The sequence below is a fragment of the Marinagarivorans sp. genome (genome assembly GCF_982758155.1).
In genome coordinates this window covers 1-15,117 of sequence record NZ_CEXWTU010000064.1, presented here as the reverse complement: position 1 = coordinate 15,117, position 15,117 = coordinate 1, and the positions used below count along the sequence as shown (strand labels likewise).

Here is a 15,117-nt window from a genome sequence, read left to right as displayed (position 1 = left end):
GAGTCCAGATTGCTCTTAAATTAGGGCGTAACTCGGTTTGGCCTGATTCAATCGTGAGGTTAATATTGTTAAGCGCACGCGACTCACCATAACTAAAGCTAATTTGGTTGAAGCTTATGTTGCCGCCACTCACTGTGAGTGCTTTTGTATTTTGGTTTTGCTCTTTAGTCATATCTAAAACTTCAAAGATACTCTCACTAGCTGCTAGCCCTTTTTGAATGGTTTCATTGACCGAACTTAGCTGGCGAATGGGTTTGGCGATCATGCCTGCGGCGGTAAGATAAGCAATGGCGGAGCCTGCGGATTCTTGCCAAAACAGCAAAATTAAAAACAGAATAAACCCTAAACAACAAGCAATAACAACGTGATACACCGGGCCTTGCAATGAAGCTACGCGCTCGTACTTGGTGGCGAGCCGGGTATTCTCATTACTGGCTTTATCAAAGCGGGAGCTTTCATATTTTTGCCCGTTGTAACTTTTAACAAGCTTGTAGCCTTGTAAGGCTTCATTGGTAACATGGGTAATGTCTCCCATGGTCGTCTGCATTCTACGGCTGAGTTTTCGAAAGTAACGCGACGCAATACTGACGAGCCCCGCTAATAATGGCGCCATGACCAAGAATATTAAGGTGAGCTTCCACTCGACATAAAACAAGTAAATGAGTAATCCGACAACGGTGAAACCGTCCCGAAGGGCGACCTTAACAGCATTAGTGACCGAGCCTGTCACTTGCGCTATGTTATAGATGACGAGAGAGACGAGTTCACCGCTATTTTTTGCATCATAAAAGCTGCAAGGTAGAGCAAGCATGTGAGCAAAAAGTTGCTTGCGCATATCATTCACTACGCCAAGCCCGACTCGACTGATAAAGAAGTTTCCTGCAAAGGCACCGAGCCCATGCAGAATTCTAGCGGCCACTACGGCAATGGGAATCCAGATGATCATTTGCTTGTCGCGCGTCGTCAGGCCTTCAACAAAATATTCCATCATTTGTGCCATTGCGACTTCCATTGCTGCCATTACGGCAAAACCAATGAAGCAAAAGACAAAAAATAAGCGATAGGGGCGCGCGTAACTGAGTAGCCTTTTGTAAAGAGGCCAGCTTTCGGTTTTATCCTGCGTTGTCATTATTGCTCGTCTTTACTGTGGCATTGATAGTTTCTTCTAGCGCCTGAAGTTGTTTCTCTAGCGTCTCGACTTTTGCCCGCGTACGTTGCAGTACGGCTGTTTGGGCATCGAATTCCTCACGACTGACGAGATTACATTTATTGATCGCACCCTGCAGCAGGGTTTGAATCTGTGGCGAGTTCAGCGGCTCGCTAAAGTTGGTGCGTTCGAGCACGCCGGAAATTTCATTGGCAACTTGCTTGGCAATACTTGCGAGCATGGTATGGAACCTCTAATTTTGTGGTGCGCAGTTTAGCGGTACTGCGGAGTGAATTAAACCTTACAATTCTGCCACTGCTTTTGTCTTTTTGCGTCAATAGGAATTTGCCGGTAAACAATGGCATCAAATAATGTTTGTTTTCAGGGGGTGAGGGTAATCGTCATATCGGTGCGTATAACACTTGTATGCTCATTGGCAACCACGCTGTTGACACCGAACGCCGGGGCTTTGGGCTTAAGGGGCATTCCATTGAGGTTGGCGAGTAGGGCGAAGGTGTCGGCCGTATTTTCGATATGAGCTGTTTGCGGATTAACGGTGATGATTGAGCAGCGCTGGCAGTGATCGATCAGGTTTAATTGGCCACCTTTAAAGCTTAACTTTTTAAAGTTGTGCTCACTAAAAGCAGGGATGCCCGAGATAACGATATTGGGTCGAAACCGCGCCATAGAAAACTCAGGTATTTGTTTTGTGAATTTCAGGCTTCTATTGAAAGCTTCAAGACTCTCTTGATTTGCGACCAGAATTGGGGCGGCATCGGCAAAGTGCGTAGTATGGTCGCCAAAGCGCTGGTTGTCTAAAGGGCGGCGATACGTTGGGTTAAGAGTGACCAGTGATAGCGTGTGCTTAGACGGTAGGGCCTTATTCAACCACTGATTAACTCTTTTGGGGGCAATCATGGCTTCCATGTCCGTCATCCATACACTTGCACGAATAGTGTTGCGGCATTCATTTCTATCCACCTCAATAATGCCGTGCTCTGGATGGCTGAGTTTAACGCCGATTGCCGTTGGGCTTGCACTAAACAGAGCCATGGCTGGCAGCTTTCGTTGGCTTATGAATTGGCCATTCTCGTCGATGAGCATCCATTGTCTGTCTCCAGCAAGGCCTTCTGGTGTAAGTTCGCTCGAGTCCAATTGTACTCCAGCCATTGATTTGACGGGGTATATCCACAGGGAATCAATGGTGGCGCTGACGGTACCTTCAGTGCTCTTGTGTTCAAACTTAGGCATAAATGAGTGACTCCAACGGGAAAAAGCTAACAGTTTCGCCTTGCTGAATGCATCGGTCTTCGTGAATCAAAGCTAAGCCTTGGCATTGATTTAGGCTACTCAGCACGCCGCTACTTTGATTACCTGCGCTAACGATTTCACCACTTTGGATGTTGGCCCGAATGTACTCAGGGCGTTGCCTTGCTTTGTTGACCGTGAAGCCAAGTGGCACTTTAAGGCTTAGGGGTTCTCGTACTGGCGTTGAACAAAGGGCATTAAGTAGGTGTTTTCCAAAAAGAAGAAATGTTACAAAGGCTGAAACGGGGTTTCCGGGGAGTCCCAGTATAGGCGTTTGGTTAATGGTTGCTAGCATCATTGGCTTGCCGGGCTTTAGCTTGATTTTCCAGTGTTCCAGTTTGCCGAGCGCCATAATGGCCGATTTGACGTGATCTTCTTCGCCAACGGATACGCCGCCAAAACTAATGACCAAATCACTTTTTCCCGCGCTTTGATCAAATGCATCGAGTGTGTCGCTGAGAGTATCCGGGACATGCCGATATTGAATTTCGACAAATCCCCAAGCTCTCAAAAGAGACGATATAGACGAAAAGTTTGAATTGTAGATTTGGCCAGCAGCGATAGGTTGTCCGGGCTCAATGATTTCGTTTCCCGTACTCAATAGCGTTACGACGAGTGGGCGTTGAACGGGGAGGGTACTTAGTCCTTGTGAGGCAAGTAGTCCAAGTAAAGCGGGTGTAATTTTTTCGCCCTGTCTTGCAAGCCGATGACCCGCAGTAATATCTTGGCCTTGTGGGCGAATATTCTCGCCAGGCCTGTTAGGGGTCGGCTGTGAAAATTTAACGAGTTGACCTTGCTCAATTGCGTTTTCTTGCATGATGACAGTATCTGCCCCAGCAGGAATCTCTGCGCCAGTAAAAATCCTAGCACAGCTGTTGGGTAGTAATTCTGATGGTGTTGTGCCAGCAGTGATTCGCTGCGTTATGGGTAGTGAATCACTGGCGGTTAAATCACTCAGGCGTAAAGCGTAGCCGTCCATTGCGCTATTATTTGCCGGTGGCACGTGATGCGCAGCAACAATGTCATGCGCTAAACGACGATTTAATCCGTCTGATAGCGGTACATTTTCCATTTTAAGGGCTAGGGCGGTGGTGTCCTGTAGCTTTTCCTGCATTTCTTTTACGCTAAGCACGTTTTATTTGTCCGTAAAAGTTACAGGGTTTTGTTCGGCTGTCGATTTGTGGGCGAATAATTTGGCTAAAGCCCAATTCGCAGGCCCCGGTTGAGCCTGGCAGCGCAAATATGAGTGTTCGGTTGGCTAGGCCGGCAAAGGCGCGTGATTGAATCGTCGATGTCCCAATGTCGTTATGGGATAGCTGGCGAAATAACTCTCCAAAACCCTCTATGTGTTTATCCAGTAACGGGCGTACGGCTTCCGGTGTGCTGTCCCTGCCGGCAAAGCCGGTGCCGCCGGTCATTACGATAACCTGCGCTTGCTCGTTTGCTATCCATTCACTCAATACGGCTCGCATTTGGTAGATATCATCTTTGATTAGGCGTCGATCGAATAGTGTATGCCCTGCATTTTCAGCCTGATGCTGAAGTGTATTCCCTGAGGTGTCATTGTCTCGTGTTCGGGTATCAGAAATCGTTAATACACAAATATTTAAGGGGTAGAATTGACTAACCGCGCTCATACTAAATCCTCTCTATTATCGTTCCAGTAAATAACGCGCTCGTCGAGTGGTGGGCGAGTGCGTTCTTGCGGTGTTTCTGCCGGCGTTCCGATATAGATAAATCCGGCGATCTGCTCGCTATCGACCATAGAAAGTAGAGCGTTGACGTCTTTATTATAGCTATACCACTCAGTCAGCCATTGTGCCGAGAATCCTAATGCATGGGCAGCCGTTAATAAATTTTGACAGGCTGCCCCAGCAGATAAGGTTTGCTCCCACAGAGGGACTTTGGGGTGCTCTAGGTTGGGGCTTGCGATAACAGCAATAACGCAAGGGGAGCGACTGAGCAATTGGCCATTATGGGAGACAAGCTTTTCAGTGGCTTCAGGATTGTTGGTTTGATAGATCCGCTGGAGTGCAGAGTCGAAATCTGATCTTGCGCTGCCGGTAAATACAACAAAGCGCCATGGCCCGACTTTTCCGTGATCCGGTACTCTATGCGCGGCCTTTAATAGTTGGTCTATTTGTGGCTGGTTTGGGCCTGGCGCATGAAGATCAGCAGCCTTTGTTGATCGGCGGGTATGCAAAAGTTCGATCGTACTCTGAAAAACCGTGGTCATAGTGTGGCTCTAAAATATCAATGCTAATTTAAGTTTAATCGGATATGCAGTGTAATCAGGCTTCGATTCAAGGGCTAGTGCTGATTTCTGGGTTATATCCGCTATAATCGACGCCATTTTTAGTACTCCCGATATTATTAGCTGGATTGAATATGACCGTACGCACACGAATTGCTCCCTCACCGACTGGTGATCCCCATGTAGGCACGGCTTACATTGCACTGTTTAACTATTGTTTTGCTCGCCAGCACGGCGGTCAGTTTCTATTGCGTATTGAGGATACTGATCAGGCGCGCTCTACGGCGGAATCGGAGCAGGCAATCCTGGATTCGCTGCGTTGGCTTGGCCTCGATTGGGATGAAGGACCCGATAACGGCGGCGACTTTGGACCTTATCGACAAAGTGAGCGGGCCGATATTTACGGCCGTTACGTTGATGAATTACTTGAAAAAGGGCATGCATTCAAATGCTACCGAACCACTGAAGAGCTTGATACGTTGCGCGCCGCACGTAAAGAGGCTGGCATGGATACCGCCATTAAGCCGAGCGAGTTGATTTTGTCGCCTGAAGAGGTAGCTGCTCGTGAAGCTGATGGCCAGCCCTACGTCGTAAGAATGATGGTGCCTGAAGATGCCGGCCCATGTCCTGTGCAGGACATGCTGCGTGGCGACGTTATCTTGGATTGGTCGCAAGTTGATGCGCAGATCTTGTTGAAATCTGATGGCATGCCCACGTACCATCTTGCGAATGTTGTCGATGATCATCTTATGGGTATTACCCACGTGATTCGCGGTGAAGAGTGGATAAACTCAGCTCCTAAGCACATTTTGTTGTACCAATATTTGGGCTGGGATGTCCCCGTATTTTGCCACTTACCGCTACTGCGCAACCCCGATAAGTCGAAGCTGAGCAAGCGTAAAAACCCTACTAGTATTCTTTACTACAAACGCATGGGTTACTTGCCAGAAGCGCTATTAAATTATTTAGGCCGAATGGGCTGGTCAATGCCTGATGAAAGCGAGAAGTTCAGCCTTCAAGCCATGCAAGATAACTTTGATATTCAGCGCGTCTCACTTGGCGGCCCGATCTTTGATTTAGAAAAACTTAATTGGCTGAATGGTTTGTGGATTCGCGAAGATTTTGATACGAAAGCCTTGGCAGATAGATTGCAATCATGGGCTTTGAATCGTGAAAATCTTGAGGCGATATTGCCGCATGTTAAGCAGCGTATGAATACCCTCAGTGACTTTATGCCGCTTGTTGGGTTTATGCTTGCCGGTAATCTGCCATTAACGCCTAGTCATTTTGAATCGCTTAAACTTGACCAAGAAACACAGCTTAAAGTTCTTCAGTTTAGTCTTTGGCAGCTGGAAACCTTAGGCGCCTGGGATAAGGATTCTATCTTTCCTGTGCTCAAAACCTTGGCTGATGGCATGGAAATTAAAATGAAAGATTTTGTCGCGCCGATTTTTGTTGCCGTTAGCGGCACAACTTCTTCGTTTTCCATCACCGATGCTATGGCTTTGTTGGGTTCAGATATGAGCCGTTCACGATTGCGCCACAGCATTGATATTCTTGGCGGTGTAGGCAAGAAGGTGGCTAAGCGTTTCGACAAAGAGTACCGCGCGTTATTAAATGCCGGTTAAGGCGCAACTAGCACTGTGTGTTCACGCAGTGCTATATTTGTTAAGGTTTAAGGGGTTGCTCCACAGCTAAAGACCCTTTTAATGTCACTATTCAGAGGTTTTAAAATGGCAATGCTCTCCAATGACGATGCCGATGTATTGGCGATTAAGGTACGTGATACCTATTGGCGTGGCAGAGGTTTTCCTGTTGACCCTATCTCCGTAGGGCGCGCGATGGGCATTCGCATTGTCGATGCTGAATTGCCTGATGATGTAGCGGGCGCGTTGTTAAAAAAAGTAGGCCAAGATCCTATTATCATGCTGCATGGTGATGATTCGCCTAGCCGAAAGCGTTTTACTTGTAGTCATGAGCTAGGGCATTACGTTTATCGCCTAGAGAGAGGCCATTTTGAAGAGCAAGCAATAGACTACGTCGATTACCGTAATGACATTTCCCGTCAGGGCACAGATCCAGAAGAGATTAGTGCAAACCGGTTTGCGGCAGCTTTCTTGATGCCTGTTGCGAAAGTAAGAGACTTGGCTGAAAAGAAGGGAGCCAGTATATATTCTTTGGCCGAGTTTTTTGGCGTTTCACTTTCGGCAATTCGATACCGCCTTGATGATTTACAAATCAGCTTGAAATGAGTTCACCCAATACTTTACCGCGTCAGACTGCTGATGCGCTCTACAATAGTCAAAGCTTGTCTGAGCTCGTCGATAGCTCGGCATTAACGCAAGATGAGCTTGATCAAGAGTCAGACCGAAACCTCAAGAAAACCTATGCATATTGGTTTGTAGGAATTCTTATTGGCCAGCTAATAGTCATGAACTTAGTGTTTGTTGGCCATGGTTTGGGGTGGTTGAGGTTTGATGAGTTAACCCTTCGTTTTTATACTACCAGTACAATATTGGAGGTGTTTGGGGTTATCTATATCATTGTAAACAACCTTTTCCCGTCATCAAAAAAGCCATCACAGGTGCGCAACGGTCATCTGTAGCTTTACCTTAAGGACGTAAATCAGTAAAGTGTCGCCATTGTCTTGTCGGGGTGCGCAGTTTTTAAATTATGCGCTGAGAGTAAACCCGTCGACCTGACCCGGTTAGTACCGGCGTAGGGAACGAGATCACTTCTTATCGCACGCTTGTGCGCTTGCTTGTGCCCACGCTCCCTTGTCATACGTAACCCCCAAGTAAACCATTGGAATGCCTGTGACCAAACATTGTCCCGTTGTTTTAACCATTGCTGGTAGTGACTCCAGCGCCGGGGCTGGAATTCAGGCTGACATCAAAACCTGTGGTGCTATGGGCGTGTTTGCTTGCACCGCCGTAACGGCTGTTACGGCACAAGCGCCGGGTTTGGTTTCTGGTATTTATCCCATGCCAGCCAGCTTGGTGTTAGATCAAATAGAAGCCGCGGTCTCTGCATTTCCTGTAGCGGTCGTTAAAGTTGGCATGTTGGCAAATTTGGCAATAGCGGAGGTCGTTGCTGACTTTCTACAGCGCTCGGGTTTACCTGCTGTTATTGACCCTGTATTCAGAGCGAGTGCTGGAACCGATTTGTGTTCTGATGTGAATGGGCAGGAGCGCATTGTTGCGTTTTATCGGGAATATTTAGCCCCGCTTGCGCAAGTTCTTACACCAAATTTAAATGAGGCTGCATTGTTGTTGAACTGCGCCGTTGGTGATGATCATGCAGCATATGAGCAACAAGCTAAGGATTTACTCTTGTTGGGCTCCAGTGCTGTACTGCTGAAGGGTGGCCACAGCCAAGACGATCGACTTTGTACCGACTACCTAGCGAACGGCTCCGGAGTCAATGGTGAAGTAACCGTTCAGCCCTTTTCGGCGGCGCGCTTAAAAACACAACAGGGGCATGGTACCGGCTGTACTTTAGCCAGCGCCATTGCGGCAGGCTTGGCGCAGGGGCTGTCGGTCCCGCAAGCGACAGCCGCGGCCAAGAATTATTTACAAAACGCTTTAATGAATGCCGAACGCTTAGCGCTTGTGCCAGCGAATGGCCCGCTGCATCACTTTGCAACTTTTTGGTGATTGCCAGTAAATGCTTTTATGCCACTGTGTGGCAAAAAATGAATTGTCGTAAACAATATAGGTGACTTATGAGTGATACCCCAACCGATTTTTTAAGTGAAACAGCCAAGGTGGACGAAGCTTCGATTCAACCTTTCCCGAATTCCAAAAAAATCTTTGTGGAAGGTTCTAGCCCTGATATTCGTGTGCCTATGCGGGAAATAAGTCTAGCGGATACTGTTACTGATAAAGGCCGCGAGATAAATCCCGCCTTGCGTGTTTATGATACATCCGGCCCCTACACTGACCCTGATGTCCAAGTTGATGTGCGCAAAGGCGTGCCTGATATCCGCTCGAACTGGCTTGATGCTCGCGGTGATACAGAGGTGCTGGAACAGTATTCCTCTGAGTTTACAAATGAGCGTTTGAATGACCCTGAACTGAATAAGTTACGTTTTGATCTGCAGCACCGCCCTCAACGTGCCAAGGCTGGTAAGAACGTGACGCAGTTGCATTACGCACGCCAAGGTATTATTACGCCAGAAATGGAATATATCGCCATACGCGAAAACATGGCGCGCGCACAGGCGGCAGAGCAGGGCGTGCTTGAATCACACCATAAAGGTCAAAGCTACGGCGCCAGTATTCCTGATGAAATTACGCCCGAATTCGTTCGGTCAGAAGTGGCGCGTGGTCGCGCTGTAATTCCTCTGAATATTAATCACCCAGAAGTTGAGCCGATGATTATCGGTCGTAACTTTTTAGTGAAAATTAACGGCAATATTGGTAACTCTGCGCTGGGTTCGTCCATTGAAGAAGAGGTTGAAAAGCTGACGTGGGGAACGCGCTGGGGAGCCGATACGATTATGGATCTGTCGACCGGTAAAAACATTCACGAAACTCGCGAATGGATCGTACGTAACTCTCATGTACCTATCGGTACTGTGCCGATCTACCAAGCGTTAGAGAAAGTGAACGGCGTTGCAGAAGATCTTACTTGGGAAATCTACCGCGACACTCTTATTGAGCAGTGTGAGCAGGGGGTGGATTATTTTACGATCCATGCTGGTGTACTTCTGCGCTATGTACCACTCACCGCTAAGCGCGTAACGGGTATTGTTTCACGCGGCGGCTCTATAATGGCCAAATGGTGTTTGGCGCATCATAAAGAAAGCTTTCTATACACGCATTTTGAAGATATTTGCGAAATCATGAAACAGTACGATGTGACCTTCTCGTTAGGTGATGGTCTTCGTCCTGGTTCTATTGCCGATGCCAACGACGAGGCGCAATTTGGTGAGCTAGAAACCTTAGGCGAGTTAACAAAAATTGCTTGGAAGCATGACGTTCAGTGTTTTATTGAGGGGCCAGGTCACGTGCCAATGCACATGATCAAAGAGAATATGGACAAACAAATTGAAGTTTGTCACGAAGCGCCTTTTTACACGCTGGGACCATTAACGACGGATATCGCCCCCGGTTACGACCACATCACGTCGGGTATCGGTGCTGCGATGATCGGTTGGTTCGGTTGCGCAATGCTTTGCTATGTTACCCCGAAAGAGCATTTGGGTTTGCCCAACAAAGATGACGTAAAGGTCGGAATTATTACGTATAAGCTAGCTGCACACGCCGCCGACTTGGCAAAGGGGCACCCTGGAGCCCAGTTACGTGATGATGCTCTATCGAAAGCGCGCTTTGAGTTCCGTTGGGAAGATCAATTTAATATTGGCCTAGACCCCGATACTGCGCGATCGTATCACGATGAGACCTTGCCTAAAGACTCGGCCAAAGTCGCGCATTTTTGCTCTATGTGCGGACCCAAGTTTTGCTCAATGAAAATATCACAAGAAGTCCGTGATTACGCCGCCGAGCATGGAACGAACATCGAGGCTATAGGCGATGAAGATGTCGTGCGTATGATTGATGTTGAGGCCGAAATGCAGGCTAAGGCGAAAGAGTTTCGTGAAGCCGGCAGCGAAATCTATAGCAAGGTTTAAAATGACTAAGCCTTTTGGCGTTAACAGTACCAGCTTTTCATTGGCGCAGTTTAATCGCGATGATGTTGAGCTGGTCAGTAGTAAAGCCGCTTTTAGCGGCTTCTTTGACCTTGTTGTCCATCGTATTCGGCATCGCTTATTTAAAGGGGGGTGGAGTAGCGAAATAGAGCGAGAGGTTTTTACCAAAACTGAAGCCTCGGCGGCTGTTTTATATGATCCCAAGCACGATCTTATTGCTCTTATTGAGCAATTTAGAGCGGGTGCGATTGAGTCTGAATACGGACCTTGGTGTCTTGAGGTTGTTGCTGGAATGCTGGAGCCTGGCGAAAGCCCCGAAGAGTTGATTGTTCGGGAAATAAAGGAAGAAGCCGATTTAGTGCCCAATAAACTGCATAAAATTACGGCTTACTATTCCACTCCGGGCGCGTGTAACGAAAAAATCCACCTGTATTGTGCTGAGTGTGATCTCAGTGAATCCGGCGGAGTACATGGCTTGGCGAGTGAAAATGAAGATATTTTGCTGAGCGTGTTTGACGCGGAAGAGGTCTTGGGTGCTATGCTGAATAGTAGGATGAACAACGCTGCAACGTTACTTTCACTGCAGTGGCTTGCAATGAACCGCGAGCAGTTAAAAGCCAGCGCAGCGGGCTAAGTTGCTGCCAAATGAAGGGCTCCGCCATGAATAACCGGCAGTTAAATACTGTGTTATTCCTCTCATGCTTTTGCGGGGAGGCGTTTTGGTAGCGTTCAAGCGTTCAGATTTGTGCGACTACATTGTCAACCTTAAAAAGCATCATAGCCAATGCGAGTTGAACTTTCATTTGTGCATGAGCTTGATACCAAGTTGTCGCCAAGATGTGGGGTGTTGGACCTTCAATTTGCCCTCGCAGGTCAATATCTCTGTACTTATTAAGCGTATAGATTTAGCACCCTACACAACAACGCTTGAAATTACGCAATCTTCGGAGGCGGCAGATTATGTGACTCGCCCCAAGATGCTTATTCGTTTATATCATGACGTTGAAATGGCTGAAGTTGTCGCGTGGGACAACCATCGACATTGGCATCCTGTGTATAGTTACCCCAATCGAAAAATGTACCAGCGAGATGAAAAGCTCGCACTGAATCGCTTTTTGGGTGAATGGCTAGTCCATTGTCGCAAACTGGGTATTTCCCCCGAAGGATTTGTGAATCCTCTCCCATAATTCTGATGGGTGGCATCGATTTCGTCAGTACACTCGGGCAAAATTAACATTGTTGTAATAAAGTTATATTAGGTGAATCAAGTCATGGACTTTGGTGCAAATGTGGCCCGACTTCCTGAACGCCCATTGCGGGTGCTACAAATAACCGATAGTCACTTAGGTAGTGATAGCGACGAGATGCTGCTGGGTATTAATACTGAGCAGAGTCTTCGTGATGTCTTAAAAACCGTCAATGAGAATAATGATACTGGTCAGCCTTTTGATTTGATTGTGGTTACCGGCGATATCTCTAATGACGGCAAAAGACCTTCGTATCAACGCTTTGTGAATATTGTGCGTGAGTACCTCCCTGGTATGCCTTTGGCGTGGCTAGATGGTAATCATGATGATCCTGCGGGCATGCGTGTGCAGGGCGTACCCCAACCGTTAAGTCAGATAGTTGGAGTTGGTGATTGGCGAATCATTTTACTGAGTTCTCGCGTACCCTTTGAAGAGCGCGGTGAATTACCCGAGTCAGAAATACACCGCTTAGAAAAGTTGTTGTCTACGCGTTCAGATTCTCCAACCTTGATCATGATGCATCATCAGCCTGTACCTGTAGGCTCAGCGTGGATTGATCAGTACAAAGTCGCGAACTCCGATCGTTTTTTCAATATTATCGATCGACACCCTAATGTTAAAGGTGTTGTGTGGGGGCATGTTCATCAAGAGTTTTACATGCGTCGAGGTGAGCTGGAGCTGTTTGCAACACCTTCTACCTGCGTGCAGTTTAAGCCCAGAAACGACGACTTTGCCGTTGACTTAATAATGCCGGGCTACCGCGTTTTTGAACTTCACGATAACGGAAGGATTAATACTTACGTTGATCGTGTTGAAGGTTTTTGTTACATCGTTGACCTGAGCTCAAACGGTTATTAAGGGTTCGGTAATAATTCACGCCACTAGGTAAGGAGGGCCAACATGGTCCGACTTACTTTGCAACGAAAGTGAATGGCGATGCTCAGCCTTCATTTATGAAATATTTTTTCCTAGCCCTTACAAGTCCAGACTCTATAACGAGCCACTCATGCCCTCCGTTCTCTATCTACATGGTTTTTTAAGCTCACCGAAATCAACAAAAGCTAGGGTGACCCAGCAGTGGTTGCAAGAGCATTTCCCGAGCTGGGACTATCATTGTCCTCAGCTATCGTCTTATCCGCACTTAGCGCGACAAGAACTAATCGAGATTTACCAAAGCTTAGAAGAGGCCCCCTTTGTTATTGGTAGTTCGCTCGGGGGTTTTTGGGCAACCTGGTGCGTGGAGACGTTTGGCGGCAAGGCTGCGCTCATAAATCCAGCCGTTGCACCGCATACGCGTTTTCAGCATTTCGTTGGGCAAGCTTTGCAGAGTTACTACTCTGAAGATATTTATACGCTGAGCCTACAAGATCTTGAAGTTCTGCAAGCTTGTGACAGGGAGTTCAAAACTCCAAGCCCCTATTTTTTGTTGCTGCAAACTGGGGATGAAACGCTTGATTACCGAATGGCTCTTGCCCACTATAATGGCGCGAAAATATTACTTGAAAAGGGCGGGAGTCATAGCTTTGATGGTTATGAAGCACACCTGGATAGCATTGTTAGATTCTTCACTTCCCATTAAGCGTACTCCAATAAAACCCTAACTCGGCATGTTTGTAGGTATCCTGGCACTAATCGGTAGTATTTTGTTGCCTCAGAGCGATATAATCGCCTGTTTTTCACCCAAGCCATTGATGTTAGGGTTTTGCCTTTGTCGTGTAGGAGTATGTTTTGAGCAGTACCGAAGTAACTCCCTCCGCCGAAGCGGCTCCAGCAAACGCCGATGTGGTGGCTGCGAATAAAGATCCGAAAGGTAAGCCCCCCGCGCAAACGGAAATGCCATTTGCCTTGGTTAACGGTCAGGCTTATATGGAGCTGCCCAAAGACCTCTATATACCCCCTGATGCACTTGAGGTGATTCTGGAGTCTTTTGAAGGCCCGCTTGACCTACTGCTATACCTTATTCGCCGGCAAAATATTGATATTCTTGAAATCGATGTTTCCGCGATTACCAAACAGTATGTGTCGTATGTCGAAATGATGGAGGCGATTCATTTCGAGTTGGCCGCCGAGTATCTAGTGATGGCGGCAATGCTAGCTGAAATTAAGTCCCGGATGTTACTGCCGAGACCGCCAGTTGAAGAGGGGGATAATGAAGAGGATCCTCGAGCCACTTTAATTCGGCGCTTGCAAGAATATGAACGCTTTAAGCAAGCCGCAGAGGACATCGATGAGATTCCTCGCTTACATCGTGATATTCATGTTGCACGAGCAATGGCGCCTAACCGCACGCTCACGCGAGCAGAACCTGATGTCGACATGAAAGAGATTTTGTTTGCATTAGGTGAGGTGTTACGTCGGGCCGATATGTTTGAAAGCCATCAAATCGAGCGAGAGAAGCTGTCAACACGCGAGAGAATGACGCAGGTTCTCGATCAGTTGTCAGGCAAACAATTCATGCCCTTTATTCAATTGTTTCGGGCGGAAGAAGGGCGCCTGGGTGTTGTCGTTACTTTTTTGGCCATACTTGAATTAGTGAAAGAGTCATTGATTGAGCTCGTTCAAACTGAAGAGTTCGGCTCTATTCACGTGAAAGCGCGTTCTGAATAGCCGTTAATGGCTTTAATATGTTCGCTGTAAAATTAAAGAGATTGTAAGAGTAAGTCATATGTCAGAGACCTCATCTCCAGAGTTAGTGGAAGAGTCGCCCGTTGAAGCCGTGCCTATGGCTGAGGAGGGTGACTATCAGTACGATCAGCGTTTTCTCTCGCGAGTATTGGAAGGTGCCATTTTGGCCAGCGGTGAAGCGGTATCGTTAGATAAATTACTGACATTGTTTGACGAAGATAAGCGCCCCAGCAAAAGCTTACTGACATCGACGCTGGAAAGCTTACGCGAAAGCCAGCATGATCGAGGCTTTGTTTTGAAGCAGGTAGCTAGCGGCTGGCGCTTTGAGGCCTGTGATGACTTAGCACCTTGGGTTAATCGGCTTTGGGATGAGCGGCCGCAAAAATATTCACGCGCCTTATTGGAGACCATCGCGCTGGTCGCTTACCGCCAGCCTTTAACGCGTGGCGACATCGAAGATGTTCGAGGCGTAGCCGTAAGCAGTAATATTATTAAAACACTCCTTGAGCGCGACTGGGTCAGAGTTGTTGGCCACAGAGATGTTCCTGGTCGACCAGCACTTTATGCAACAACGCGACAATTTTTAGATTACTTTGGCCTAAAAAGTCTTGATGAGCTTCCTTCGCTGGGCGAACTGCAGGATATTGAAAGCCTTAGTGCAAAACTTGAACTGGATGATATTGGTGTAAAAACACCTGAAAGCGATAGCGCTGAAACTATTGCTGAGGCTCCGGTTGAAGAGCAGAGCGAAGCAGGCGATACAACATTAATCTCTACCCCCGAATTTGATTTGCTGGGCGATGTTGTTCGTGAGATTAGAGAAAATGATATAGATGAAGGAAGTGAAATAAGTATCGATGAAAGCAGTGCTTCACCTCAAGGT

Annotated in this window: 17 protein-coding genes and 1 riboswitch; of the genes, 11 read left to right on the top strand and 6 right to left on the bottom strand. The window is 47.4% G+C overall.

The window, feature by feature from the left end:
• From AC3A8L_RS09315 to AC3A8L_RS09290, 6 genes are all read right to left on the bottom strand, one after another.
• The coding region (locus AC3A8L_RS09315) for an ABC transporter permease (RefSeq protein ID WP_487961973.1) at positions 1–1,129 on the bottom strand (1,129 nt) is incomplete at its 3' end.
• The gene (locus tag AC3A8L_RS09310; protein ID WP_487961972.1) at positions 1,113–1,388 is read right to left on the bottom strand and encodes an accessory factor UbiK family protein; all 276 of its coding nucleotides are present in this window, start codon (positions 1,386–1,388) and stop codon (positions 1,113–1,115) included. The genes AC3A8L_RS09315 and AC3A8L_RS09310, both read right to left, overlap by 17 nt.
• Positions 1,389–1,528: 140 nt before the next feature.
• Positions 1,529–2,398, bottom strand: a complete 870-nt coding sequence (locus tag AC3A8L_RS09305; protein ID WP_487961971.1) for an MOSC domain-containing protein — start codon at positions 2,396–2,398, stop codon at positions 1,529–1,531.
• Entirely contained in the window at positions 2,391–3,587 is a 1,197-nt protein-coding gene (locus AC3A8L_RS09300) for a molybdopterin molybdotransferase MoeA (RefSeq protein ID WP_487961970.1), read from the bottom strand. Before AC3A8L_RS09300 ends, AC3A8L_RS09305 begins: the two co-directional genes overlap by 8 nt.
• Positions 3,580–4,092, bottom strand: coding sequence for a molybdenum cofactor biosynthesis protein B (gene moaB / locus AC3A8L_RS09295; RefSeq protein WP_487961969.1), 513 nt, complete (start codon positions 4,090–4,092; stop codon positions 3,580–3,582). The genes AC3A8L_RS09300 and moaB overlap by 8 nt, the downstream gene beginning before the upstream one ends.
• Positions 4,089–4,691 carry a nitroreductase family protein gene (locus AC3A8L_RS09290; protein ID WP_487961968.1) on the bottom strand — a complete coding sequence of 201 codons (603 nt, stop codon included), beginning with the start codon at positions 4,689–4,691 and terminating at the stop codon, positions 4,089–4,091. Before AC3A8L_RS09290 ends, moaB begins: the two co-directional genes overlap by 4 nt.
• A gap of 152 nt (positions 4,692–4,843) precedes the next feature.
• Here AC3A8L_RS09290 and gltX point away from each other — a divergent pair, with 152 nt between their 5' ends.
• From gltX to scpB, 11 genes are all read left to right on the top strand, one after another.
• On the top strand, positions 4,844–6,337 hold the full coding sequence (gltX, locus tag AC3A8L_RS09285) for a glutamate--tRNA ligase (RefSeq protein WP_487961967.1): 1,494 nt from the start codon (positions 4,844–4,846) through the stop codon (positions 6,335–6,337).
• A 105-nt stretch (positions 6,338–6,442) separates the two neighbouring features.
• The gene (locus AC3A8L_RS09280) at positions 6,443–6,961 is read left to right on the top strand and encodes an ImmA/IrrE family metallo-endopeptidase (RefSeq protein ID WP_487961966.1); all 519 of its coding nucleotides are present in this window, start codon (positions 6,443–6,445) and stop codon (positions 6,959–6,961) included.
• Positions 6,958–7,314, top strand: a complete 357-nt coding sequence (locus tag AC3A8L_RS09275) for a hypothetical protein (protein ID WP_487961965.1) — start codon at positions 6,958–6,960, stop codon at positions 7,312–7,314. The genes AC3A8L_RS09280 and AC3A8L_RS09275 overlap by 4 nt, the downstream gene beginning before the upstream one ends.
• Positions 7,315–7,350: 36 nt before the next feature.
• A riboswitch (TPP riboswitch) is annotated at positions 7,351–7,451 on the top strand.
• Between the two features lie 74 nt (positions 7,452–7,525).
• Complete coding sequence (gene thiD / locus AC3A8L_RS09270; RefSeq protein WP_487961964.1) at positions 7,526–8,365, top strand: bifunctional hydroxymethylpyrimidine kinase/phosphomethylpyrimidine kinase; 840 nt, start codon at positions 7,526–7,528, stop codon at positions 8,363–8,365.
• A gap of 68 nt (positions 8,366–8,433) precedes the next feature.
• Positions 8,434–10,344: a phosphomethylpyrimidine synthase ThiC gene (gene thiC, locus AC3A8L_RS09265; RefSeq protein ID WP_487961963.1), complete on the top strand. Its 1,911-nt coding sequence runs from the start codon at positions 8,434–8,436 to the stop codon at positions 10,342–10,344.
• Position 10,345: 1 nt separating this feature from the next.
• Positions 10,346–10,996 carry an NUDIX domain-containing protein gene (locus tag AC3A8L_RS09260; RefSeq protein ID WP_487961962.1) on the top strand — a complete coding sequence of 217 codons (651 nt, stop codon included), beginning with the start codon at positions 10,346–10,348 and terminating at the stop codon, positions 10,994–10,996.
• A 175-nt stretch (positions 10,997–11,171) separates the two neighbouring features.
• Entirely contained in the window at positions 11,172–11,549 is a 378-nt protein-coding gene (locus tag AC3A8L_RS09255) for a DUF1249 domain-containing protein (protein WP_487961961.1), read from the top strand.
• 84 nt (positions 11,550–11,633) lie between these two features.
• Positions 11,634–12,467 (top strand): 3',5'-cyclic-AMP phosphodiesterase, encoded by an 834-nt coding sequence (cpdA, locus tag AC3A8L_RS09250; protein WP_487961960.1) that lies wholly within the window; start codon positions 11,634–11,636, stop codon positions 12,465–12,467.
• A gap of 148 nt (positions 12,468–12,615) precedes the next feature.
• Entirely contained in the window at positions 12,616–13,188 is a 573-nt protein-coding gene (locus AC3A8L_RS09245; RefSeq protein WP_487961959.1) for a YqiA/YcfP family alpha/beta fold hydrolase, read from the top strand.
• Between the two features lie 149 nt (positions 13,189–13,337).
• Positions 13,338–14,216: a segregation and condensation protein A gene (locus AC3A8L_RS09240; protein ID WP_487961958.1), complete on the top strand. Its 879-nt coding sequence runs from the start codon at positions 13,338–13,340 to the stop codon at positions 14,214–14,216.
• Between the two features lie 58 nt (positions 14,217–14,274).
• Positions 14,275–15,117: SMC-Scp complex subunit ScpB (scpB, locus tag AC3A8L_RS09235; RefSeq protein WP_487961957.1), on the top strand; the 843-nt coding region annotated here is incomplete at its 3' end.

What these genes read in the sequence shown, in the direction of transcription:
- AC3A8L_RS09310 (WP_487961972.1), bottom strand. Translation starts at nt 1,388, where the DNA reads ATGCTCGCAAGTATTGCCAAGCAAGTTGCCAATGAAATTTCCGGCGTG.
- AC3A8L_RS09305 (WP_487961971.1), bottom strand. Translation starts at nt 2,398, where the DNA reads ATGCCTAAGTTTGAACACAAGAGCACTGAAGGTACCGTCAGCGCCACC.
- moaB (WP_487961969.1), bottom strand. Translation starts at nt 4,092, where the DNA reads ATGAGCGCGGTTAGTCAATTCTACCCCTTAAATATTTGTGTATTAACG.
- AC3A8L_RS09290 (WP_487961968.1), bottom strand. Translation starts at nt 4,691, where the DNA reads ATGACCACGGTTTTTCAGAGTACGATCGAACTTTTGCATACCCGCCGA.
- gltX (WP_487961967.1), top strand. Translation starts at nt 4,844, where the DNA reads ATGACCGTACGCACACGAATTGCTCCCTCACCGACTGGTGATCCCCAT.
- AC3A8L_RS09280 (WP_487961966.1), top strand. Translation starts at nt 6,443, where the DNA reads ATGGCAATGCTCTCCAATGACGATGCCGATGTATTGGCGATTAAGGTA.
- AC3A8L_RS09275 (WP_487961965.1), top strand. Translation starts at nt 6,958, where the DNA reads ATGAGTTCACCCAATACTTTACCGCGTCAGACTGCTGATGCGCTCTAC.
- thiC (WP_487961963.1), top strand. Translation starts at nt 8,434, where the DNA reads ATGAGTGATACCCCAACCGATTTTTTAAGTGAAACAGCCAAGGTGGAC.
- AC3A8L_RS09260 (WP_487961962.1), top strand. Translation starts at nt 10,346, where the DNA reads ATGACTAAGCCTTTTGGCGTTAACAGTACCAGCTTTTCATTGGCGCAG.
- AC3A8L_RS09255 (WP_487961961.1), top strand. Translation starts at nt 11,172, where the DNA reads ATGAGCTTGATACCAAGTTGTCGCCAAGATGTGGGGTGTTGGACCTTC.
- cpdA (WP_487961960.1), top strand. Translation starts at nt 11,634, where the DNA reads ATGGACTTTGGTGCAAATGTGGCCCGACTTCCTGAACGCCCATTGCGG.
- AC3A8L_RS09245 (WP_487961959.1), top strand. Translation starts at nt 12,616, where the DNA reads ATGCCCTCCGTTCTCTATCTACATGGTTTTTTAAGCTCACCGAAATCA.